Origin of the sequence: Bradyrhizobium sp. CCBAU 51765 (assembly GCF_015291725.1) — a bacterium.
Taxonomy (GTDB): domain Bacteria; phylum Pseudomonadota; class Alphaproteobacteria; order Rhizobiales; family Xanthobacteraceae; genus Bradyrhizobium; species Bradyrhizobium liaoningense.
On sequence record NZ_CP030038.1, the window covers coordinates 2,723,919 to 2,744,358 of the forward strand.

Sequence of the window (20,440 nt, forward strand, 5' to 3'; positions counted from 1 at the left end):
TCGCTCATGCCACGAGATCCAGCAGCCGGCATGATCCGCGCACGAGTACCTTGCGTCCGATCGGCGTCATGGCAGGCACGCCGTCGTTGATGACGACGAGGCCGAGTGCGACGAGGCTTTCGACGAGATGGGCCTTGAGACGGCCGTTCGACAGCGGGTTGCGAAGTGAGCGCAGGGCTGCCCATTGGTCCGGCGACAGCTCAAAGTCGAAATCGTCGTTCATGTTGCCTCAGGCGATCGTAACGTTCACGCGCCCCTGTTATCGGCGCTGCATGAAGACCATGCGACGACAATGAGTCCGGAATTCGGTGAGATGTTTAGAACGTCTCTTCACAAATTGCCGCACTTCGTTGCGCCACATGAGTTAAGATCGTTTGCTCGCGAATATCGTCCCAACTTCCGATCACTAATTGATGATCTGCGCTTGATGTTGCAGTGCGAATTGTCGCGCTGCACGGGAAGCGTCGCTGTCCTATTCTGCGTCGCGATATGCACAGAAATGGCGAGACGGGTGGTTCCGGGCTCTGCTAAGTTACTTCGTGGGGAATGGCTTCACACGACAGGAGTGTGAGTGCATGATGAGGCTGGTTGAAATCCGTAGTCAGGAATTTCTATGCCGCGAGCGCGCGGCGCGCGATTCCGAACGTCGGGTATTCTGGCTCGCGCAGGCCGAGGAATGGGAGCAGCGCGCGCTCGACGAAATCGCCTATCACTTCCGGGAGTGCAATCTCGCGCGGGCCGAGCGGAATGCCGCCTGACGCGGGTGGCTGATATTTATTGCTCACTGATAAGTCGCCACGATATCGGACACGGCGCGCTCGAGCTGGTGCGCAGTCGCGCATTGGCGCACGACCGTGCAAAAGGTCGCGTAGCGCGGCATCTCGGAATCGCCAAAGCCCCAGGCGAGCCGCCCCTCGGGATTGAGCCAGACCAGTCGCTTGGAGCGATCGGAGATCCGGCGCAAAATGTCGGCGCGCGGGTCGAGATTGTTGCTGCGGGCATCGCCGAGCACGATCACCGTGGTCTGCGGCGTCAGCGTACTCATGAACTCCTTCTCGAAATCGACCAGCGAAGAACCGTAGTCCGACGAGCCGAAGCCGACATTGGACATGATCTCGGACATCGCCTCCTCCGGCGACTTCGATTCCAGGATCTCGCTGACCTCGATCAGGTGCGAGGAGAAGGCGAAGGAGCGGACATCGTCGACCACCTCGTGCAGCGAGTGGATCAGCAGCAGAAAGAAATCGGACACTTGCGCAACGGAGCCCGAGACGTCGCACAGTGCTACGATCTTCGGACGGTCGCGATGCTTGCGCTTCCATGCCGTAAGGAAGGGCACGCCGCCCCAGGCCGCATTGCGGCGGAGCGTGCGACGGACGTCGAGATGGCCGCGGCGCTGGCGCTTGCGCGGCTTCGAGTAGCGCTCGCGCAGCCGGCGCGCGATCTGACGGATGAGGGCGCGCATCTCGGTGACCTGGCGCCGCTCAATGCGGGCAAGCGGCGCATTGCGCAGGATCTCGTTGCGGAGGTTTTCGGCCTCCTCGCGGGCATAGAGTGCAAGCCCCTGAGAGACCGTATCGCGCACGGCTTCGCGTAAGGCGTCGAGCGCTGCACGTAGACGCTCGGCCTGTGCCGGGTTGGTCGTGGTGAGCCCGTCGAGATCGTCGCGCAGGCGCTGGAGCCCCATGGCGTCGAGAATGCGGCTGGAGAAGATGCCGCGCTGAGTGGAGTAGCGGATGTCGGACAGGGAGGCCGCCCCGGAGGCACTGGCAATCGCAGCCGCAATCGTGTTGCGGTCCTGCGACAGCAGCATCTGCGCGAGCGGGCCTAGACCTTCGGGAGACTGACCTTCACCGGCATCGCTGGGAGCGCCGGAGGAGGGCGGCCGATCTGCGTCCTGCGGAGCGTCGTCGTTGTTGGCCTCGGGCTGGTCCTGCCGCGGCTCCGGCTGACTGAAGAACAGATCAAAGCAGTCACCGAGCGCGAGCTTCTCGTCCTGCGACTTGGCAAGTGTCAGGAGCAGCGCGTCGCGCAGGACGGCGCGGTCGGAGACGCCGACCTGCGCGACTGCGCGCATCGCATCGATGCTTTCGGCAGGCGAGACGTGAACGCCGACACCCCGCGCCGCTCGAAAGAAACGATGGAGGTTCTCGCGCATCGGCGTCAACCGAAGACGTTGGACCGTGCCGCCTTGGCAATGAAGGTCGTCACCTGCGGCGCCGCTGCCTCTATGTCCGTCTCGTATTTCAGGAGGACGTTGAGTGTGTCCTTGACGATCTCGGTGTCGAGCTCGGAAGCCTGGAGCAGCACCAGCACGCGCGCCCAGTCGATGGTCTCGCTGACCGACGGCAGCTTCTTCAGATCCAGCGAGCGGATCTCGTGGATGAAGCCGACCATCTGCCGGCGCAGCGTCTGGGAGATGCCGGGCACGCGGCTTTCGACGATGCGTTCCTCGAGGCGCTGCTCGGGGAAGCCGATATGAAGATGCAGGCAGCGCCGTTTCAGGGCGTCGCCGAGATCGCGCTCGCTGTTGGAGGTGAGGATCACGGTCGGCGGCGTGATGGCCGACACGGTTCCGAGTTCGGGGATCGTGACCTGGAAGTCCGAGAGGATTTCCAGCAGCAGCGATTCAAACTCCGCATCCGACTTGTCGATCTCGTCGATCAGGAGCACGCAGCCGCCCGGCTGCTCCAGTGCCTGGAGCAGGGGACGCGGCTCGACGAACTCCTTGGAGAAGAACACGTCGCCGAAATCGTGGAGCTGATCCAGCGCCGCATGCAGCGTCTGCGCGCCGCCGAGAACCTCGCCGAGCTTGTCCTTCAGGATCTGCGTATAGAGTAGCTGCTTGGCGTATTTCCACTCATAGAGCGCCTTGGCCTCGTCGAGGCCCTCGTAGCATTGCAGGCGGATCATCTTCATGCCGCGCCAGGCCGCGATCGCCTTGGCGAGTTCGGTCTTGCCGACGCCCGCGGGGCCCTCGACCAGGATCGGCTTCTCGATCTGTTGCGACAAATAGACGGCGGTCGCGATCTGCCGGCTCGCGATATAGCCTTGCGCGGCGAGGCCGCTCTCCACTGCCTCGATCGAGGTCGAGGCCTTCTGATCAGCCACGAATGGGCGCTCCCAAAGGTCTTGGTTGAGGCCTGTTCTGCCTGCGTTCCCGGCAAAGAACAAGCCTCGTTTGGGAGACATCAGACCCGCATGAACGGCGTTTTTTCCGCTTAGCGCAAATAGTTAAGCGGTTCGCCGTTCGCGCGATCAGTGCCGCAGCAGCTCCGGCTTGCGGATCGTCTGTCTGACCTCGGCGCCGCAATCGGCGCATTCATAGACGAAGTCGATTTTGGCAAGGCTCCAATGCGGCTCGACCTCGCGCACATACATCGGCAGGAACCCCATGCAGGTAGGGCAATTCACAGGCGCGATCTCGACGTCCTGATGATGCTGAACGTAAGCTGGCATCGCGGCTCTCCTTCGCAGGCGACCACCAACCCCCGCGCGAAAGCTACTGCCGGTTGCCCCGGAGCCCTCATCAACTCTTTCGAACAGAGGCGGAACGGCGAGCGTTTGTGGTTCGCTGTGACATTCCTGTTACGGATCTGTACTGTATCGGGCGGACCAGATGCCTATTTCGTAGGCCGGTTGGGTTCACTGGATTTCACTGCAACGATAAGGGAGCAACGCCCATGACGCATGCCATTCGCTTTCACAAGACCGGCGGTCCGGAAGTCCTGGTCTGGGAAGAGGTCAGTGTCGGCAAGCCTGGACCCGGCGAAGCGCGCATCCGCCACACGGCTGTCGGCCTCAATTTCGTCGACATCTACAACCGTTCGGGTCTCTATCCGGCGCAATTGCCGAGCGGGCTCGGCAGCGAGGCGGCCGGTGTCGTCGAGGAGGTCGGGCCCGGTGTCACCGATCTGAAGCCGGGTGATCGCGTCGCCTATGGCGCCTCGCCGCTCGGGGCTTATTCCGAGGCGCGGCTGATCCCCGCCGACCGGCTGTTGAAATTGCCCGACGGCGTCGACGACAAGACCGCGGCGGCGATGATGCTCAAGGGGCTCACCACGCAATACCTGATCCGGCAGACCTATCGGGTGAAGGCCGGCGATACCATCCTGCTTCACGCTGCGGCCGGCGGCGTTGGCCTGATCTTGAGCCAGTGGGCCAAGCATCTCGGCGCGACCGTGATCGGCACCGTCAGCAACGACGAGAAGGCGAAGCTCGCCAAGGCACATGGCTGCGACCATGTGATCATCTACACGCGGGAAGATTTCGTAAAGCGGGTCGACGAAATCACCGGCGGCAAGAAGGTGCCGGTGGTCTACGATTCCGTCGGCAAGGACACGTTCCTCAAATCGCTGGATTGCCTCGCGCCGCTCGGTGTCGCGGCTCTGTTCGGCCAGTCTTCGGGAACCGTCGAGCCGCTCAATCTCGGCCTGCTTGCACAGAAGGGGTCGCTCTACGTCACGCGTCCGACGCTGTTCACCTACGCCGCCAAGCGCGAAAATCTGGTCGCGATGGCGAACGAACTGTTCGACGTCGTCAAGTCCGGCGCAGTCAAGATCGAGGTGCACCAGACCTATCTGCTGAAGGACGCCGCCAAGGCGCATACCGATCTTGCGGCTCGCAAGACCACGGGATCGACCGTTCTTCTGGTCTGATGCTCGGCCGGGCCGGGCCGTGACGCAAGCTGCTTGGCCTGCGTCACGTCCGCTCGTGCTTGCGCAGATCGCGGGTGTGATCAAGGCGGATTGCCTGGAGGTCGACATCCTCGGGCGCAATCTGGGGCAGGGCGGCCTCGGTCAGCATGGCCTCGGTTACGTCCTCGACGGCATTCTCCACGATTTCGTGGATGAACGAGATGTTCCGGTATTCACCCGAGGCGATGCGGGAGATGACCTCTCGCCTCGTGATTTCGGGATCGACGACCGCCTCGCGGCCCCGCCGCCCATAATCGATCATCACGACGAAGTATTGCATGAAACGATCCTGCCGCGCCCCGTGGTCAGGGACGAGGCAGAGTATTTCCGAAAAACGGAACTTTGTCAATCGCGATTTCTATAAATCAGAAATCGCTGATCGTATGGTCTTTACTTGCCTTTCTTGCGAGGGCGCGCCGATTTCGCACGCAGCCGCTCAAGCTGCCCCTTGGGCATGGACAGGCAGATCTCACCCACCCAGTCGAGCTTGACCCCGACGATCGGCTTGGCATTGAAGCTCGTGAGATTGACGACGGAGGGTGATTTTCCCCGCTCGATGGTCTTCAGATAGCGCTCGCCGGTCTTGAGGCGGACCACCGCCTCTTCGCCGTAGAAGCTCGACAGCGGATGGCGCTGGTCCTTGTAGACCACGATCACGTCGCCGCTCTCGTATTTGGGCAGCATCGAATCGCCCACGATCTCGAATGCGATGGTCTCTTCCATGATCGGAAAGGGCAATGTGATGTCGCCGAGACCTTCCGGGGGAACCTGTTCATAGTCCGGCTCGATCACCGCGCCGGCTCCGACGCGGCCCATGATCGGCGCGAGATTGAGCTCAAGATATTCCATGATCGGAATGATCTCCGAGGCCTTCACCAGACGCTCGCCGCCGAGGATCTCCGAGACCGCGCCGGGCCGCACGCCCATGGCTGCTGCCAGGCCGCCCTTGCTCTTGCCCGTCTTCTCCAGGCCTCGTTCGATCATTGCAACGTCCAACATGGTGATTCCCTCGATTGCGCGCCGTCTCGCCTCTTGTAATCCGAAATTCGGAATTGATGCAATTATGAATATCAGAAATATCGCTTGACACCGTATTCGGAATAACGGAATGTGTGTGCCGCTTCCCGGTCGCATGATCGGAAGGCTCATCACAGGACAGCATCATGGAACCGAGCCAATGGCCGTCGGAGCACTCCGACGCGCTTCGCGACTATTTTCTCAAAGGCATGTCTTACGCGGAGATCGGAAGACAGATTAACGCAAGGTTTGGAACGGCTTATACGCGCAGCGCGGTGGTCGGCCGCGCCAAGCGGCTCGGGCTCGTCGTGCCGGAATGGATGACGAGCCCGTCGATCGTGCCAACTTTGCCGGGCGAGCCCAGTCTCATTTCGCCGCGCCGGTCGGCGTTGCCGAACCTGAACCTGCCGCCGAAGTCCGCAATGAAGCCTGCGGCGCGGGTGAAGTTGCGTTGTGTCGGCGTCCAGCCGCGCCTGGTCCAACTGGTCGAACTCGAGCCGGCCGACTGCCGCTATCCCTATGGTGGCGACAAGGACGGGGAGGACATCACCTTCTGCGGCCACCCGCGCCAGCCGGGCTCCAGCTACTGCGCGCCACATGCCCGCCTGGCGCGCCGTTCCGAGGCTGCGTCGGGCCGTGCCGCGGGCCCCGTCGTGCTGAAGCTGGTCTCGGCCGCCTGAAGCGGCAGCCGTCCGTTCAATCGTCAGTCTTGCAAGGAGTATCCGAGTGGCTCGTGCCCGACGTAACAAGTCCTACAAATTGGCGCAGATCTACGACCGGCGGTCGCGGGAGGTGCCGTTCAATGCGGAGGTGGCGGAGGTGGAGGTCGACAATCCGCTCGCGCTCGATTCAGGCGAGAAGATCCTGGCCATCCGCTCGATCCGCAACGATCCGCTCGGCCGGCTGCACGCACACCACCAGATCGACGAGGCGCAATACCGGGGCGGGCGCGCCTTCCAGGACGATTGGGAGCGGGCGGAGCGGGGCCCTCAGGCGGTGGATACGACACGCGAATATGTCGATGGTACAGCCACGCGCGAGCCGGTCACCGAGAGCCAGCGACAGGCGGTGCTGCGGCTGAACCGGGTCGAGCGCGAGCTCGGCACCGATGGCGCCGCCCTGGTGCACGACGTGCTGGTGCTGGGTCTGACGATGGATCAGATCGGGCAGCGTCGGGCCGTCCGGACGCAGCGCTGGAGCGATTATTTCGGGCGGCGCTTTCGCGAATGCCTGGATCGGCTGGCGCTGGTCTATGGCTTCGCGACTGAGGCCGGGACACAGCGTGCGGACCGGCGCAGATGATTGCGGCACGCCTGTGGCATCGGCCGCAGGCGTGCCGGCCTGCCGCTACGGATGAGGTACAATCCGGTAAGGCGTCGTGTAGGGCTCGACGCGAAGCGAGGCGTTGGCCAAAAGCCCGATCTTGGCGGTCGGCGCCTGCTGCAGTTCGCCGTTCGGGCCACGGTGCACGCTGTATTGCCAGACAGTGAGGTCGCCCTTCTGTGCCAGCGCGTGTGCAACGGCGCTGGCATCATTGCCGCCGAGCGCCTGAAGCTCCTCTTGCGACAATCCGACGACGATTTCGTCCTTGATGGTGACGATCTTGAACAGGTTCATCCTGGTCTCCTGCGCCCATGCGCCTTGTATCGAGAAGGTGAGAAGCGCGACCGCGGTGCCCTTGATGAGATCGCAGCGAGAAAGCATGCCGTTGTCCTTTGGTGCTGACGCGCGCCCAAATCGATGAGTCTTCAGCCATGGCGCCCGTATCTGCGTGGCCGTGCCGCAACGGCTTGGTCGCTCGCTCGCGGGCGACGGTTCACGGCGGAGTTGCACCCGGACCGACGGTTCCGGCTGCGAACTGTCGCGTCAAGACCAGGACCGGCTGCAAGATCGACCTCTCATGCCGGAGATACAACCGCCGAAGTCGGGCTCAACAATACAATTACGTGTGCATGCTGAAGCAGCGCCAATTCGTGCGCACGATGTGAATTCACATCGGAAACAAGCTGAAACGTTGTGCGGATTGATCGCGATCAGGGCTGTGTGCGTGATTGATGCAACTTCTTGACGCAGGTGGGTGACGGCGGTCGATATTCCTGTTATCCGGAAATCGCGGTGAGGCGATGCAGACGAAGCGTCGCTACACCCACGGTTGGGCTTGCCGGATGGGTTGTTCCTTGGCATAGTTACAACCGAGCGGCCATCGTTCGAATGCAGTTCAGTGTGTGAACTCGGCGGTCCCCGGCCGCGGCTCGTCGCGATTGGTTCTGGTGCGGCGTTCGGTTCTTGGCGGATCACGAGGGCCGGTGCTTGTCATAGGTGCGAGATGAAAAACCTCGATTTCGCGGCTGAGTTGCATCTCAAGCTCGGTGTGCCTGCAAGCAGCACTGTCGAAAGTCTACGCCTTCTCCGCGCGTTCCTGAAGCTCGCGCCTCGACAGCGTTTCGAAGTGATCAAGCTGGTCGAAGATCTCGCCGCGGAAGAAGCTTTTCCCGAGCACCCCTTGTCCTAACGTCCGGCCCTGTGCCGTTCCCTTCCTTTTTCTGCCTGGGCCGCCGCGCCGGCGTCGTTCCCCCGAGGCTGGCCGCTGGAAGGTGGTCGGGCAAGTGTGGTATTCAGTTGAAGAAAAGGGAGGAGTGCGACCATGATCGAACCGAAGCTCGAAGTTCCGGCCGAACTGCGCGACCTGGCTGAGAAGACGATTGACCAGGCGGAAAAGGCATTCGGCATGTTTTTTGACGCCGCCACCAAGTCGATGTCATCCGTTCCGGGCGCGGGGACGGAGGTGTCGAAGCAGGCGCTGGCTTTCACCGAGCAGAATATGAAGTCGGCGTTCGAGCATGCACGCAAGCTGGTGCATGCCACCGATCTTCAGGAAGCGATGCGAATCCAGTCGGATTTCCTGCGCAGTCAGTTCACCAGCGCCGGAGATCACATGCGCGAGATGACCGGCACTCTCATGCAACAAGGCAAGGGCAAGTCCTGATTCTCGGTGTGTACACAGAGTGCCCACAAATTGACCTTGTGCGGCGTGGAAATCCGCGCTTCGATACAGGCGCAGGTCCATGATGGGCCACCGAATGACCTCATTCGCCGTCCGTCATCCTTTCTGCTGATCCCTGCCGGCCTCCGGCAGGGATTTGCGTTTGCACCGGGACGTAATCGTCCGGCGGCTGCTAACGCAGCGATGAGATATAGGCCGCGATATCGGCGGCTTCGCTCCGGCTCAAGGGAAAATTCGGCATCTTCGGGTGCGGATCGAGCAGGAAGAAGGCGAGCCTTTCCGGGCTGAAGTCCGGCCTGCGCGCAACGGATGCAAAGGAGGGAACGTCGGCGCTCGCCTGGGTTTGCCCGTTCGCCACGACATGGCAGCTCGCGCACCAGCGCTTGGCGAGATCGGCACCGTGATCCGCGTCAGCTGCGAGGGCGGACGACGTGCCGACGCCAGAGATTACGCCAAGCAGCAGGCAAATCCGTCTCACATGCCGGGACATAGGGCAATCTTTCTGCGTTCGCACGCGGTCGCCGCGCTCATCCGCAGCATGATCCTGGAAACTGCGAGAGGTCAATTCGGGCGATGATCGACCGCAGCAGCTTGCGGGTCGAACGATAGAGATGCCGCAGGAATGACGGCATTCCTGCCGCGGGCAGGCCAAGGCCTTTCGTATGAAGGCTTTTCGTATCAAGAGTTTCGGTATAGTGCGGCACGTGTCTCTCCGAGGCCATATGGCTCTTCTATCGTGCCGCTTTGGAGCCGCCTTTGATCTGCCGCAAAGCATTCCCGGCTAATAGTCACCTGGGTTCATGATCATTGGGCTCTTCGTATCCGCCGGTGCAAGCGCGCTGCTGGCGCTGTCACGCAGGAAGCGGTCGAGCGTCTCCTGGATCTTCTCCTTGACCGAGTTCGGGCCGCGATCGCTCATCTCAGTGTGCTGCGCGCCGGTGTGGACGATATCGATGCCGCGCGCTTTGGCCTCTTCCGGCGACGGCAGCACGCCGGGATCTGTCACGAAACGCGGGTCCTTCGATCGAAACGACAGGATCTTCATGTGGTCGCTGAGCACGAAAGGCACCCGCAGATTGTCGAGCGTGATCACCTTCGACACCAGCTCCGGGTGCTGATGGGCGACGTACATGGAGACATCGCCGCCGTTGGAGTGGCCGACGAGAGTGATATGGTCGTATTCGACGTTCTCCTGCCGCCTCTTCAGTTCGCCTAATACGAAGAGAATGTTGGCTTCGCAGCGGATGTAGACTTCACGCCGGCCGACATATGGCTGACCGACGTGGGTCATCAGCGGCGGATCGCTCGGCAAGTCCTGCTGGATGCTGGCGACCAGATAGCCTCGTGCGGCGAGGACGTTGGCGAGGAAGGAATATTCGGTGGCCTTGACGGTATTGCCGTTACTGATGATGGCGAGCGGGAGCTTCCACAGACCGAGATTGGCCTTGGTCTCAGCGTCGCGCCGCACGGCAATCTCCACCGAGATCGGCCGCTGGCGGGAGGCGTCAAATAGGGTCAGGGTCTCATGGCGGATTGCGAACTGGCTGACGACAAAATACTGCCCGACACCAAGGACGCAGAGCAAAGCCAGGATAGCAAACACCTTCCTCATGGTTCTTTCTCAAAATCACCTTTGACTGAACATGGTGATCGGGAACTCCCGGTCGAGTGATCGTGAGCAGGTTACGGGATTAAATTTAGGCAAGTCTGTGACGTGGCCGCAAAAGGGCCGCATGCCGGCTCGATCGACGGAAGGACAGCTAGAGACAGCAGGCCCTGCCGCGCTCGGGCAGACCCGGAACGTGCTCGAAAGTGCGAAGCGGAAGCGTGGGCTGCGGCGCTCGTTGTCCGGCGCCCGGTAGCTCAAGGGGAAAGCCACCCCGAGATCCGCCTGGAGATCGTACGGCAAGAAGAGCCGCACACCGGCCCCGGCCGAAGGCCGCGCCGCCAAGATAGAACTGCTGCGAGGTGAACAATGGCCGCGATGCCGTCTGGCTCGCAGCCGAGAACTTGAGCGACCAGGCGCCGCTGAGTGTCTGGTCGCGCGTGAACCAGAAGTTCAAGACCGAGAAATTCGACGAGGCGCCGTCGCGCGACAACAGATCGTCGTCGAAATGCGATGCGCTAAAGATGTCGAGACCCTGCGGTATCGTCGGCTCGACAATCGGTCTCAGCAAGCAGCTCGGTCTGACAGTCGTGGCTGAAGGCACCGAGGACAAGGCAACTGACGACTTCCTGGTCAGCATGGAATGCGAGGAAGGGCAGGGATATTTCTTGGCCGCCCGATGCCGGCAGAAGCATTCGATCGGCAGTTCCTCGCGGCTGGGCACGAGGCCGCCAGCGCTGCCTGAGCGGGCTTCGCTTCTACCGCCGGCGCGCCACCGCCACGCCAAAGAGGAACGCAACGAACAGGCTGGCAAGCGGCGCTTCGCGGGTGACCGCTGCGACCGTCGCGAGAACCCCGCCAGGCCTTCGCGATTCCTCGACGGCAGAGGTCAGGCGGCCGACGGCTGCGTGCAGTCCTCCGGCGACTTCACCGATCGTGCGGGAGACGTCCGCCGCCGTATCGATGGCACGCTCGGCCATCCCGGGTTGGGACGTGGATTGCGGTATCTCCGTGCTCAAGGGGGCGACCTCCGGGCCTGATGATGGAAGCCGACACCTCTGGCTATCCGCGACAGGCGCGCGTGGTTTACGGCGAGTGCCGGCCTTGGATGGGCAATTCAGCGCACGGGATTTTGTTCCGGGGTACGTCGATGGTGGCTGGCTTCCCCGGGAAACGTCGGGTGCGAATCTCTGTTAGGCTGGGTCAACCTTGCTGAAGTCAGGAGACGGCCGTGACCGATCGGACCGCGACGGATCGAGCCCGGCGCATCGCCTTGCTCGGCGCTCCCATCGACATGGGAGCTTCGCAGCGTGGCACCTTGATGGGGCCTGCGGCGCTGCGCACTGCGGGCCTGGCGACACTGCTCGAAAGCCTGGATTTCGAGGTTGTCGACTATGGCGATCTTTCCGTAGCCGAAGTCCGGGACCTCACCGACACGCCGCCCGAAAATGCCAATCACTACCGCGAAATCCAGCGCTGGACACGAGTCCTGAGCCGCAGAGGCTATGAGATCGCGACAACCGGTGCGCTGCCGATCTTCCTTGGCGGCGATCACACGCTGTCAATGGGGTCGGTCAACGCGATGGCGCGTCACTGGCAGGAGCGTGGACGCGAACTCTTCGTGCTCTGGCTCGATGCCCATGCCGACTACAACACCCCGGAGACGACGATCACCGCGAACATGCACGGCATGTCAGCTGCGTTCCTGTGCGGCGAGCCCGGCCTTGACGGCCTGCTCGGCGACGATGCGCGCGCGTCGATCGACCCGGACAGGCTGGACCTGTTCGGTGCGCGTTCGATCGACAAGCTCGAAAAGGAGTTGATGCGCGTGCGTCGGATCAGGATCGTCGACATGCGCCAGATCGACGAGTTCGGCGTCGCCGTCATGATCCGGCGCGTCATCGACCGGGTCAAGGCGAGCAATGGCGTGCTGCATGTCAGCTTCGACGTCGATTTCCTCGACCCCTGCGTGGCGCCGGGCGTCGGCACCACGGTGCCGGGTGGCGCCACCTATCGCGAGGCGCATCTGATCATGGAGCTGTTGCATGATTCCGGCCTGGTAGGATCGGTCGATATCGTCGAGCTCAATCCCTTCCTGGATGAACGTGGACGGACGGCGCGTGCTGCAGTCGAGCTGATTGGCAGCCTGTTCGGCCAGCAGATCACAGACCGGCCGACGCCGAGCAACGCAATCGCTCCGGGTGAGTGAACGGCGGACGGCGCTTGTGCGCTCGAGGCCCGGCGGTCGGAGGCGTGATTCTCGCTGGGATTCGGCTGCCGCAGCAGGATCGGACGCGTTGGCCTGGAACTTGCTTGATGGCGGCGGGGGGAACCGGGTGGGGCGCAATCGAGTTGACCTGCGACAGGAAAATAGCGGATCCTTCAATGACAAGTGGTCGTTTCGCAAACTCCATCTCCACCGCCCTTCGGCATCCTGGTGTGATCGCACTGATCGTGGCGGGTGTGACGATTGCGGCCATGCTGATCGTCGACCACGGACCCTGGAGCCGCGCAAAGATCCAGCCAGCCCATGTCGCGATGTACGCGACCACGGGAGAAGCTGCGCGCGCCGCGGGCGCCGCCGTAATTCCGACCGAACCGAAGTCACCGGTCGAGCCGGCCCGCCCGGGACCGAAGACGTCCCCGACCGTCAATCCCGTGACGCCGTAGCTCTCAGCTCCTGCGGCCGTAATTGAGGAGCCCCCCGCTGTTCTTCGGCGGGTGCGCGCGCAAGGCGTCCTCGTTGGGCTCGGTGCCCCAGCCGGGCCGGTCCGGGACGATCAGATGGCCGTCCTGAATCTCCGGCACATGCGTGAACAGCTCGTGGTCCCAGGAGAGACGATCGATGTCGATCTCCATGATGCGCAGGTTCGGCACCGCGGCACAGAAATGTGCGTTCATCATCGAGCAGAGATGGCCGTAGAAATTGTGCGGGGCGACGTTGACCTCGAAGGCTTCCGCCGCGCTCGCGATCTTCATCGACTGCCAGACGCCGTTCCAGGGCGTGTCGATGATCGCGACGTCCATCGCCTGCTCATGGAAATAGGGCAGGAATTCCCGCAAGGAAAGCAGCGTCTCGCAGGATGAGATCGGGTGCGGGCTCTGCCTTCGGATATAGCCGAGCGCCTGCGGATTGAAGCTGTCGATCTCGACCCAGAACATGTCGAGGTCGGCAATGGCGCGCAGGATCTTCAGATAGCCTTCGGTCTTGGCGTTGAAGTTGCAGTCGAGCAGGATGTCGACGTCAGGACCTGCGCCGTCGCGCATCGCCTCCAGGTGCATGTGCAGGTCGCGCAGGATCTTGCGGTCGACGTTGATCTCGGGGGCGAAGGGTGAGCCGAAGCCGGGACGCCAGCCGGTCGGCTTGCCGTCGTCATAGGCAAAGATGTTGGTCTTGAGCGCGGTGAACTTCTTCTCGCGGACCTCGCGCCCCATGGCCTTGACGCCGTCGAGACTTTCGATCGGCGGCTTGTACCAGGATGGGTGATTGATGCGCCATGTGGCGCAATGCGACCAGTAGACCCTGATACGGTCGCGGATCTTGCCGCCGAGCAGTTCGTAGCAGGGGACGCCGAGAGACTTCGCCTTGGCGTCGAGCAGCGCATTCTCGATCGCACCGAGGGCTTGCGCCACCACGCCGCCGGCGGCGGGACGCGTCGCTCCGAACAATTCGGCAAAGATGCGCTCGTGCTGGAAGAGGTTCTGCCCGATGACACGGGCGGAGAGGCGCTGGATGGCGGCGCCAACGCCGGGCGAACCGAAACCCTCGTCGAACTCGCTCCAGCCGACGATGCCGTCCTCGGTCGTCAGCTTGACGAAATGATAATTTCTCCAGCCGGCATCGCAGGCAAGAATCTCGAGGCTTGTTGCTTTTGATGATCTGGTCATGTCGCTCCCTGTCGCGCCCGGCCGGGTTTCTTTTTTGCGGCCCGATCTCAGGCCGGGTCCGGACCGCATTGTTAAGCCAAGCGCGGGCGGGCGGGAAGGGCGCAGCGATGCAACGCGGGAGCGCGTCCGAAGCAGCGCTTGCGTCAGCCAATCACCGAAGAGACGAGCAGGGCGAGGACGGCCAGCGCCATCAGCGCAGTGCCGAGCCAGCCCAGCGCGATCAGCCAAGATCGGGCCCTGAAGCGGCCCATGATCACGCGGCTCGAGACGATCAGCATCATCATGGCCATGATGGGGACGGCGACGATGCCGTTGAGCACGGCGCTCCACACCAGCATATGGATCGAGTCGATTCCGGTGAAGCCGAGGCCGAAGCCGATGAGGGTTGCCGCCGCGATGATGGTGTAGAAACCGACCGCTTCGTCCGGCTTGGCCTCCAGCGTGGCACGCCAGCCGAAGATCTCCGCGACGCCGTAGGCGGCCGAGCCCGCCAGCACCGGGATGGCGAGCAGGCCCGTGCCGATGATGCCGATCGCAAACAGGGCGAAGGTGAAATCCCCGGCGAGCGGCCGCAGCGCTTCGGCCGCCTGCGTCGCCGAATTGATGTTGGTGATGCCGTTGGCATGCAGGACCGAGGCCGTGGTGAGGATGATGAAGAAGGCGATGCCGTTGGACAGCAGCATGCCGGAGATGGTGTCGGTCCTGATGCGCGCGAGCTCCGGCTTGCCGCCGTGCCTGAGCTCGCGAAGCGGCTTGTCGCGCTGGCCCTGGTTCATCTCCTCCACCTCCTGCGAGGCCTGCCAGAAGAACAGATAGGGGCTGATCGTGGTGCCGAGCACGGCGACCACCATCATGAAATAGTCGCCGCTGACATTTGCCTTCGGCCACACCGCGGCGAGCAGCGCCGTGCTCCAGGGAATGTCGACGGTGAAGGCGGTCGCGACATAGGCGAACAGCGCCAGCGTGAGGAATTTCAGCACCGGCGAATAGCGGCGGTAGGGCAGGAACACCTGGAGCAGGGTGGAGCCCGCCGCGAAGATCAGCGCATGCTCGTGGTTGAGGCCGCCGATGACGAGCGAGAGCGCCTCGGCCATCGCGGCGATGTCGGCGGCGATGTTGAACGTGTTGGCGGCAACCAGCATGGCGACGAGGGCCAGCACCGCCCAGCGCGGCGCGATCTGCATGACGTTGGCGGCGAGGCCCTTGCCGGTGACGCGGCCGATCCGCGCGCTGACGAGCTGGATCGCGATCATGAACGGCGTGGTCAGGAATACGGTCCAGAGCAGCCCGAAGCCGAATTGCGCGCCGGCTTGCGAATAGGTGGCGATACCGGACGGGTCGTCGTCGGCAGCTCCGGTGACGAGGCCAGGCCCCAGCCTTTGCATCAACGTCGGCGCGGATTTCGTCGGCGTGAGGGCGCTGTCGCGCATGTACGGGGACCTCGCAGGGGGACTGGCGTGTCCCTAGCAAATGCGAATGCAGGAACATAGGTTCCTGCCGCGCGAACGCCGGTTTTTCTGATAATGCTAAATTCGCTTGTGCCGTCGGGCAAAACAGGGGTAGATTGCCAGCATCGCAAGACGTCTCGAAAGTCGCCGCCGTCCGCAGCTCGCAACCGGCGGGGAAAACCGAGTCTCGGATGAAGCGGCCCGCGTCGTCCTACTTCACGCTGACGAACATGCCCCAGGCGGCGGCCAGCGCCGCGCCGGTGAAGAGGACCACCGGATTGTCGCAGAACGTGCCGCCATAGCTGCACACGTCCGCTCCGAATTGGCCGAGCTCATGACGGCTCGCGGAATAGAACAGTCCCGACAGCACCAGCAATGCAGCGGCGACGTAGTACATTGACGATCTCCCGGTTTGCCCCGTCCAGGCAACATGTCCCAGCATGACGCGAAGAGATTTCGTTTCGCCGAATCCGCTTTGCTGCATTTAAGATAAAGTTTGACGCGTCGGGCAAAACACCCGCAAGATGAGGCCATGGGCGAGTGCCGGCGTCGCCATGATGACCGGCGTTCGGCATGAAAAAGGCCCCGCATCGCGGGGCCTTTGTCGTGTTGGGCCTGCTCCGGTCTATCGCCGCGAGCCCGCGCCGTACAGCTCACGTTCGCGCCGGATATCGTCGGGCGCAAGTGGCGGGCTGGCGGCATCGAAGTCGGTCCAGCCGGACTTCTTCCAGGCTGAGCTGCGATCCTGCAAGTTCACGGACCTCTCGTGCAGAAGCGCTTCGAGGCGTGCGCGATCCTGGTCCGGGACCCTGGCTGTGACGAGCGTGCCGCCACGGCGAACGCCCTCGGCATAGAGCGATGCATCCTCCTTGGAGACACCGGCTTCGGTGAGGGCGCCAACGATGCCTCCGGTTGCCGCGCCGGCGGCCGCACCGGCAGCGGTCGCAGCGAGCCATCCGGCAGCGACGACCGGCCCGAGGCCGGGAATGGCCAGCAGGCCGAGGCCGGCGAGCAGGCCTGCCGCGCCGCCGATGCCGGCGCCGATGCCCGCACCGGTCCCCGCGCCCTCGGCGCGATCGTCGGTGCCGTCGCGATCACGATCGACCTTGCCGCCCGATGTGAGGCCGGCCTTGCCGGACGACGAGTCGTACCAATTGTCCGAGTTGTTGGCGACGATGCTGATATCGGAGTGCGGTACGCCGGCGTTTTCGAGCCGCCTGACAGCCTGCTCCGCATCGGAATAATTGTCGTAGAGACGAGAAATGGTGGTCGTCATGCTAATTCCTCCTTACTTGGCGGGATTGACGTTGCCCTGGAAGTCAACGCTCACATCGGTCTTGGTGCCGGCCTTGTCGGCCTTGCCGCGCCAGACGCCTTCGTTGTCCTTCTGCAGGCCGGAGACGTTGGAAAATCCCGCGCCCTCGATCCGCGATTTCGCCTGTCCCTCGGTGAAGCTGTTGCGACCGGCGACCGGAGCATTTGAGTTGTTCTGGTCCGAGCTGTTGACGGCGTTGTTTCCGGGCCCGCTTTGCGCCGGCTGCGACTGGGCGCCCGCGGGCACCGCGCCGAGCAGCAACAAGGTTGCTGCCAGCAGAGTTAGACGTGACATGTTTTTGTCTCCTGCAAGTGATTGTGCCGGCGACAACATGCGAGATTCGAATTGGTTGCTACTGTTCTGGAGGAGTCTGCCGCGGCTCTTTGGTCGGCAACGTCGAGCGAGCTGTGGTCGTCGTCTGCCGCAGCGCGTTCGCCGGCAGGCTACTACTTTGAGGACTTCACAGGCTCGCCTTGGCGCTGGCTGGTTTCCCAGGGCGCTGGAAGTATGACGCGGATGGGTCGGGCTTCGGCGGAGCTTTGAATGACGGGAGCAGCCTGGTCCTTGACGGGCTCAGCTGCTGCTGCAGCCATCAGCGTGACCAGCATCGCCAGAGAAGTTGTCACGAGCCGCACGTTCAGCATCGAAGCCTCCTGTTGGCGCACCAACGCAGTCCGAGCCGGTTGGTTCGAATCTTGGTCCGGGAACAAGTGGCAATATGTCCTGTTTGTAGATGACAGGCCTGATGACCGGGCTACTGGAGGAGGACACGATGAACATCAAAGCCATCATTGCAGCCGCTGTGCTGACGTCAGTTGCGTCTCCCGCGTTTGCGCAATCGTTCTACGTGGTGCAGGACGTCAAGACCAAGAAGTGCACCATCACCGAATCCAAGCCGACGACCACGGAAACGACGGTTGTCAGCGGCGACACCGTGTACAAGACCAGGTCTGAAGCCGAGGCCGGCATGAAGACGGTCAAGATCTGCACCTCGCACTGAGGAAATGCCTGTGCTTTTGCTTTGGGCCATCCCGCTGTGATCCTTCTTGGCGGCGCGCCGACCTGATCGGTCACATGCACTGAGACGGGAAGGCGCGGTGGCCGTGGTCCCGCCGGGGCTTCGGCGCCTCCCGAGGCAACAACGCGATCGATGAAAGCCCGCGCGGAGCCATCCGTCGCGGGCTTTGATTAACAGGCGGGCCGCGCGGATGACCTCGATGAAACACGCCTGAAACAGTGCTGAAACCCGATTGTCCTGAACTGCTCGGCTCCGGTCCTCGACCAACGAAGAGAACAGGAGAAACAATCATGATCCAGATCGGTTCGAAGGAAGAAGTCGCGTTCTTGCTGGCGCTGTTCGGCACCCATACCCAGCCGGTCAAGCGGCCGAAGCCGAAATCGCAGCAAAGGTGAGAGAAGCCATGCCCGGCCTAGCCGAATGCCAGAGCCTGTTGCGGCTCCTGATCGCAAAGGGCGATCCCAAGGCCATTCCGCTCGCCAGGGGCGCCATCGATGAGTTCCTGAACACGGCGCCGGCGAGCGCCCGCGGGCGCGGCCTGCGCGTGCTCCAGCGCGACGCGCTCGACCAGCACGATGCCGCGGTCGGCGTGCAGCGCTCGTTCGCCGAGACCGTGGACGCCTATATCGAGCGCAAGCTTGCGGAGGAGTGAGAGGCGAGTGCGCGAGCTGGCGCACTCCGGTCCCGGCTGAGCCCGCGCGCTCAGTTCCCGAAACCCTTTGATCCCAAGCGAATATTTTCGTCCCGCTAGAAACCTTTGTCCGCTCCTCGGCCTATTACGGCGGAGGATGCAACAATGCCCCGATACTACTTCGACCTTCGCGACGAGAACGGAACTGCGCTGGACGACGAGGGACTGGAATTGTCCGGCCCGCGCGCGGTTCAGGCCGAGGCCGCCAAGTCGGTCGCCGACATGGCGCGCGATGCGGTGCTCTCCGCGCAGTTCTCGGGCGGCCGGCAAGAGATGGCGATCGGCGTTCGCGACGCAGGCGGCCCCGTCATGCAGGTGAAGTTCTGCTTCGAGATCGAAGATCTCACGTCGCGATCCCGGTCACGCGATCATTGACGCGTCAGCATGGGGCGGGATGGCTCGGGCAGCGGCGGCCGAGACTGCTCGGACTCCAGCACGGCGACCTTGCGGCCGAGCTGCCAGACTTCGACCTTGCCGAGCCGCGTGAACTGCTTCGCAACGGTCAGCGCGGAGGAATCGGACGGGGCTTCGAACGCTTCGGCGGAGCGGAAGACGCCGTCCTCGCCGACGAGATAAGCGCGATATTGCTGCATCATGTCGGCGCCCTCAGGCCGGGCGAGCGCAGCCACGTCTCGATCTGCATGGCGGTCTCGTCCTGCCGCGCCTGGCGCAGCAGCATCTCGCGGCGGCGCCCCGGCGCCAGCGCGCGCGCCTCCTCGCGACAGCGAGCGGCTTCGTCCGCGAGTCTTTCGTTGAGGGTTCTGGTCTGCTTGAACCGACGCCGTGTCAGCATGGGGCGTCTCCCTTGTTGGAGGAGGCGGGAGCGCAACTGGCGTTCTCATCACCGATGGATGCCGCGGGCCTTGCGGTGATGGATCAAGGTTACGCTTCCGACGAAGGCGAGTCACATCATATGATATGTCGTTCGGATTAAATTTTCGGGTGCAAGTTCAGCCGCTTGAGCCACTTACTCATCTTGCTGCGTCGCGATTCCCGAGTTCACTTTTGAACAAAGGCGACGTTGCACGACATCGCCGGCCAAGGCTTTCGTCCGTGGACGCGGTGACTGAGAGAGCGGGCGCGCTCCTGCCTGCAAGTGAAGCGAGCGCAGGTGCGCATCCATCGGCCGTTGCCCGCCAGGCGCGAGCGGGCCGAACACATGCTGCGGATCGTACGCAAGTGCCGCGAGCTGTTGAAGCCGCCATACGATCTGCATCTTGGACGGAAGACGATGGACACGCCTCCGAAGGAGGAGGATGGCGGTGGCTGGTGACGCGGTGCGTTGGGGCAGGACTGGAGCATAAAACCTCTTGGCCCGTCATCGACGAACGTCTCGCGGTTGCCGAAGCCGCGCTTGCGGTACGGCGTCAATGCCGGCTCGGCCGCGGTCCGCTTCGACGCTCGAGGCTCAGCCCGGGGCGCCTCGCCTCGATACTTGCAAATGGGATGAGGCCTGGGCGAGAGCGAAGAACGGGAGAGCATCGTTTCCGATACGACGAACAATCCGATATCTGCCAATAATTTCATCCAGGCGGGTTATCGGCTCTATGAACCCGAATTGCCGTGGGCCTGGTCGCACACGCTTTACTGGCGAAAGTGGCTCCGCTGAGAGAATGGAGCGGGGTTTCCCGTAATGCGGAACATGGCAACGGTGAATAGCGGGCGCGAGACGGTCACGCAGCCTATGTACCCGGAATATCGAAGGCCCGGCAGCCTGATGGCTGCCGGGGCCCTTTTTGCATATTTGGGCAATGCG

Annotated in this window: 30 protein-coding genes and 3 pseudogenes; 13 read left to right on the forward strand and 20 right to left on the reverse strand. The window is 63.1% G+C overall.

Annotation, left to right across the window (positions count from 1 at the left end):
- Positions 1–4: 4 nt before the first annotated feature.
- Entirely contained in the window at positions 5–223 is a 219-nt protein-coding gene (locus XH96_RS12940; protein ID WP_194392834.1) for a hypothetical protein, read from the reverse strand.
- 352 nt (positions 224–575) lie between these two features.
- Between XH96_RS12940 and XH96_RS12945 the strand changes: the two genes are divergently transcribed.
- On the forward strand, positions 576–758 hold the full coding sequence (locus XH96_RS12945; RefSeq protein WP_194392835.1) for a hypothetical protein: 183 nt from the start codon (positions 576–578) through the stop codon (positions 756–758).
- A 23-nt stretch (positions 759–781) separates the two neighbouring features.
- On the opposite strand, the gene XH96_RS12950 is transcribed toward XH96_RS12945, so the two are convergent.
- The 3 genes from XH96_RS12950 to XH96_RS12960 all read right to left on the reverse strand — a co-directional run bounded on the left by XH96_RS12950 (position 782) and on the right by XH96_RS12960 (position 3,459).
- Positions 782–2,158, reverse strand: coding sequence for a VWA domain-containing protein (locus tag XH96_RS12950; RefSeq protein ID WP_194392836.1), 1,377 nt, complete (start codon positions 2,156–2,158; stop codon positions 782–784).
- A gap of 5 nt (positions 2,159–2,163) precedes the next feature.
- Positions 2,164–3,111 (reverse strand): MoxR family ATPase, encoded by a 948-nt coding sequence (locus tag XH96_RS12955; RefSeq protein ID WP_035678446.1) that lies wholly within the window; start codon positions 3,109–3,111, stop codon positions 2,164–2,166.
- Between the two features lie 147 nt (positions 3,112–3,258).
- On the reverse strand, positions 3,259–3,459 hold the full coding sequence (locus XH96_RS12960; protein ID WP_027545881.1) for a hypothetical protein: 201 nt from the start codon (positions 3,457–3,459) through the stop codon (positions 3,259–3,261).
- A gap of 224 nt (positions 3,460–3,683) precedes the next feature.
- Between XH96_RS12960 and XH96_RS12965 the strand changes: the two genes are divergently transcribed.
- Positions 3,684–4,658, forward strand: coding sequence for a quinone oxidoreductase (locus XH96_RS12965; protein ID WP_194392837.1), 975 nt, complete (start codon positions 3,684–3,686; stop codon positions 4,656–4,658).
- Positions 4,659–4,701: 43 nt separating this feature from the next.
- Here XH96_RS12965 and XH96_RS12970 read toward each other — a convergent pair whose 3' ends face one another.
- The gene (locus XH96_RS12970) at positions 4,702–4,977 is read right to left on the reverse strand and encodes a hypothetical protein (RefSeq protein WP_194392838.1); all 276 of its coding nucleotides are present in this window, start codon (positions 4,975–4,977) and stop codon (positions 4,702–4,704) included.
- Positions 4,978–5,087: 110 nt separating this feature from the next.
- Entirely contained in the window at positions 5,088–5,696 is a 609-nt protein-coding gene (locus XH96_RS12975) for a S24 family peptidase (protein WP_027576185.1), read from the reverse strand.
- 164 nt (positions 5,697–5,860) lie between these two features.
- Between XH96_RS12975 and XH96_RS12980 the strand changes: the two genes are divergently transcribed.
- Positions 5,861–6,394 carry a GcrA family cell cycle regulator gene (locus tag XH96_RS12980; RefSeq protein WP_194392839.1) on the forward strand — a complete coding sequence of 178 codons (534 nt, stop codon included), beginning with the start codon at positions 5,861–5,863 and terminating at the stop codon, positions 6,392–6,394.
- A 46-nt stretch (positions 6,395–6,440) separates the two neighbouring features.
- Positions 6,441–7,016 (forward strand): hypothetical protein, encoded by a 576-nt coding sequence (locus tag XH96_RS12985; RefSeq protein WP_194392840.1) that lies wholly within the window; start codon positions 6,441–6,443, stop codon positions 7,014–7,016.
- A gap of 45 nt (positions 7,017–7,061) precedes the next feature.
- Here XH96_RS12985 and XH96_RS12990 read toward each other — a convergent pair whose 3' ends face one another.
- Positions 7,062–7,418, reverse strand: coding sequence for a hypothetical protein (locus tag XH96_RS12990; protein WP_194392841.1), 357 nt, complete (start codon positions 7,416–7,418; stop codon positions 7,062–7,064).
- 622 nt (positions 7,419–8,040) lie between these two features.
- Between XH96_RS12990 and XH96_RS12995 the strand changes: the two genes are divergently transcribed.
- Positions 8,041–8,226 carry a hypothetical protein gene (locus tag XH96_RS12995; RefSeq protein WP_131871037.1) on the forward strand — a complete coding sequence of 62 codons (186 nt, stop codon included), beginning with the start codon at positions 8,041–8,043 and terminating at the stop codon, positions 8,224–8,226.
- 132 nt (positions 8,227–8,358) lie between these two features.
- Positions 8,359–8,700: a phasin gene (locus tag XH96_RS13000; RefSeq protein WP_028178910.1), complete on the forward strand. Its 342-nt coding sequence runs from the start codon at positions 8,359–8,361 to the stop codon at positions 8,698–8,700.
- A 190-nt stretch (positions 8,701–8,890) separates the two neighbouring features.
- On the opposite strand, the gene XH96_RS13005 is transcribed toward XH96_RS13000, so the two are convergent.
- The 4 genes and pseudogenes from XH96_RS13005 to XH96_RS39120 form a co-directional block, all read right to left on the reverse strand.
- Positions 8,891–9,208 carry a cytochrome c gene (locus XH96_RS13005; protein ID WP_061877890.1) on the reverse strand — a complete coding sequence of 106 codons (318 nt, stop codon included), beginning with the start codon at positions 9,206–9,208 and terminating at the stop codon, positions 8,891–8,893.
- Positions 9,209–9,245: 37 nt separating this feature from the next.
- Positions 9,246–9,422 carry a hypothetical protein gene (locus XH96_RS13010; RefSeq protein ID WP_194392842.1) on the reverse strand — a complete coding sequence of 59 codons (177 nt, stop codon included), beginning with the start codon at positions 9,420–9,422 and terminating at the stop codon, positions 9,246–9,248.
- Positions 9,423–9,499: 77 nt separating this feature from the next.
- Complete coding sequence (locus XH96_RS13015; protein ID WP_131870971.1) at positions 9,500–10,330, reverse strand: alpha/beta fold hydrolase; 831 nt, start codon at positions 10,328–10,330, stop codon at positions 9,500–9,502.
- A gap of 148 nt (positions 10,331–10,478) precedes the next feature.
- Positions 10,479–10,871: pseudogene (locus tag XH96_RS39120) on the reverse strand (ShlB/FhaC/HecB family hemolysin secretion/activation protein); the annotation flags it as partial.
- Here XH96_RS39120 and XH96_RS13020 point away from each other — a divergent pair.
- A pseudogene (locus XH96_RS13020) lies at positions 10,843–11,069 on the forward strand (hypothetical protein); the annotation flags it as partial. The pseudogenes XH96_RS39120 and XH96_RS13020 sit on opposite strands and share 29 nt — an antisense overlap.
- 13 nt (positions 11,070–11,082) lie before the next feature.
- Here the strand turns inward: XH96_RS13020 and XH96_RS13025 are convergent.
- The gene (locus XH96_RS13025; RefSeq protein ID WP_194392843.1) at positions 11,083–11,343 is read right to left on the reverse strand and encodes a hypothetical protein; all 261 of its coding nucleotides are present in this window, start codon (positions 11,341–11,343) and stop codon (positions 11,083–11,085) included.
- A 212-nt stretch (positions 11,344–11,555) separates the two neighbouring features.
- Between XH96_RS13025 and rocF the strand changes: the two genes are divergently transcribed.
- Positions 11,556–12,533 carry an arginase gene (gene rocF / locus XH96_RS13030; RefSeq protein WP_194392844.1) on the forward strand — a complete coding sequence of 326 codons (978 nt, stop codon included), beginning with the start codon at positions 11,556–11,558 and terminating at the stop codon, positions 12,531–12,533.
- 176 nt (positions 12,534–12,709) lie between these two features.
- Complete coding sequence (locus tag XH96_RS13035; RefSeq protein WP_194392845.1) at positions 12,710–12,994, forward strand: hypothetical protein; 285 nt, start codon at positions 12,710–12,712, stop codon at positions 12,992–12,994.
- Between the two features lie 3 nt (positions 12,995–12,997).
- Here the strand turns inward: XH96_RS13035 and XH96_RS13040 are convergent, their stop codons facing one another.
- The 6 genes from XH96_RS13040 to XH96_RS13065 all read right to left on the reverse strand — a co-directional run bounded on the left by XH96_RS13040 (position 12,998) and on the right by XH96_RS13065 (position 17,619).
- Entirely contained in the window at positions 12,998–14,212 is a 1,215-nt protein-coding gene (locus XH96_RS13040) for a mandelate racemase/muconate lactonizing enzyme family protein (RefSeq protein WP_194392846.1), read from the reverse strand.
- Between the two features lie 143 nt (positions 14,213–14,355).
- Positions 14,356–15,642: an NRAMP family divalent metal transporter gene (locus tag XH96_RS13045; RefSeq protein WP_194392847.1), complete on the reverse strand. Its 1,287-nt coding sequence runs from the start codon at positions 15,640–15,642 to the stop codon at positions 14,356–14,358.
- A gap of 229 nt (positions 15,643–15,871) precedes the next feature.
- Positions 15,872–16,057, reverse strand: a complete 186-nt coding sequence (locus XH96_RS13050) for a hypothetical protein (RefSeq protein WP_035676373.1) — start codon at positions 16,055–16,057, stop codon at positions 15,872–15,874.
- A gap of 228 nt (positions 16,058–16,285) precedes the next feature.
- Positions 16,286–16,936: a general stress protein gene (locus tag XH96_RS13055; protein ID WP_194392848.1), complete on the reverse strand. Its 651-nt coding sequence runs from the start codon at positions 16,934–16,936 to the stop codon at positions 16,286–16,288.
- Positions 16,937–16,948: 12 nt separating this feature from the next.
- A complete protein-coding gene (locus tag XH96_RS13060; protein WP_035676375.1) occupies positions 16,949–17,269 on the reverse strand; it encodes a hypothetical protein in 321 nt (106 codons plus the stop codon).
- A 152-nt stretch (positions 17,270–17,421) separates the two neighbouring features.
- Positions 17,422–17,619 carry a hypothetical protein gene (locus XH96_RS13065; protein WP_194392849.1) on the reverse strand — a complete coding sequence of 66 codons (198 nt, stop codon included), beginning with the start codon at positions 17,617–17,619 and terminating at the stop codon, positions 17,422–17,424.
- Positions 17,620–17,747: 128 nt separating this feature from the next.
- Here XH96_RS13065 and XH96_RS13070 point away from each other — a divergent pair, with 128 nt between their 5' ends.
- The 3 genes from XH96_RS13070 (at position 17,748) to XH96_RS13080 (ending at position 19,059) form a co-directional block, all read left to right on the forward strand.
- Entirely contained in the window at positions 17,748–17,975 is a 228-nt protein-coding gene (locus tag XH96_RS13070) for a hypothetical protein (protein ID WP_028178924.1), read from the forward strand.
- Between the two features lie 421 nt (positions 17,976–18,396).
- On the forward strand, positions 18,397–18,645 hold the full coding sequence (locus XH96_RS13075) for a hypothetical protein (RefSeq protein ID WP_061877902.1): 249 nt from the start codon (positions 18,397–18,399) through the stop codon (positions 18,643–18,645).
- A 144-nt stretch (positions 18,646–18,789) separates the two neighbouring features.
- Positions 18,790–19,059 carry a hypothetical protein gene (locus tag XH96_RS13080; RefSeq protein ID WP_194392850.1) on the forward strand — a complete coding sequence of 90 codons (270 nt, stop codon included), beginning with the start codon at positions 18,790–18,792 and terminating at the stop codon, positions 19,057–19,059.
- Here the strand turns inward: XH96_RS13080 and XH96_RS13085 are convergent.
- Together XH96_RS13085 and XH96_RS13090 are read right to left on the reverse strand one after the other, a co-directional pair.
- Positions 19,053–19,313, reverse strand: a complete 261-nt coding sequence (locus tag XH96_RS13085; RefSeq protein WP_246790067.1) for a hypothetical protein — start codon at positions 19,311–19,313, stop codon at positions 19,053–19,055. The genes XH96_RS13080 and XH96_RS13085 overlap by 7 nt on opposite strands.
- The gene (locus tag XH96_RS13090) at positions 19,277–19,477 is read right to left on the reverse strand and encodes a hypothetical protein (RefSeq protein ID WP_194392851.1); all 201 of its coding nucleotides are present in this window, start codon (positions 19,475–19,477) and stop codon (positions 19,277–19,279) included. The genes XH96_RS13085 and XH96_RS13090 overlap by 37 nt, the downstream gene beginning before the upstream one ends.
- Before the next feature lie 681 nt (positions 19,478–20,158).
- On the opposite strand from XH96_RS13090, the pseudogene XH96_RS39830 reads away from it, so the two are divergent.
- A pseudogene (locus XH96_RS39830) lies at positions 20,159–20,293 on the forward strand (GNAT family N-acetyltransferase); the annotation flags it as partial.
- Positions 20,294–20,440: the final 147 nt, after the last annotated feature.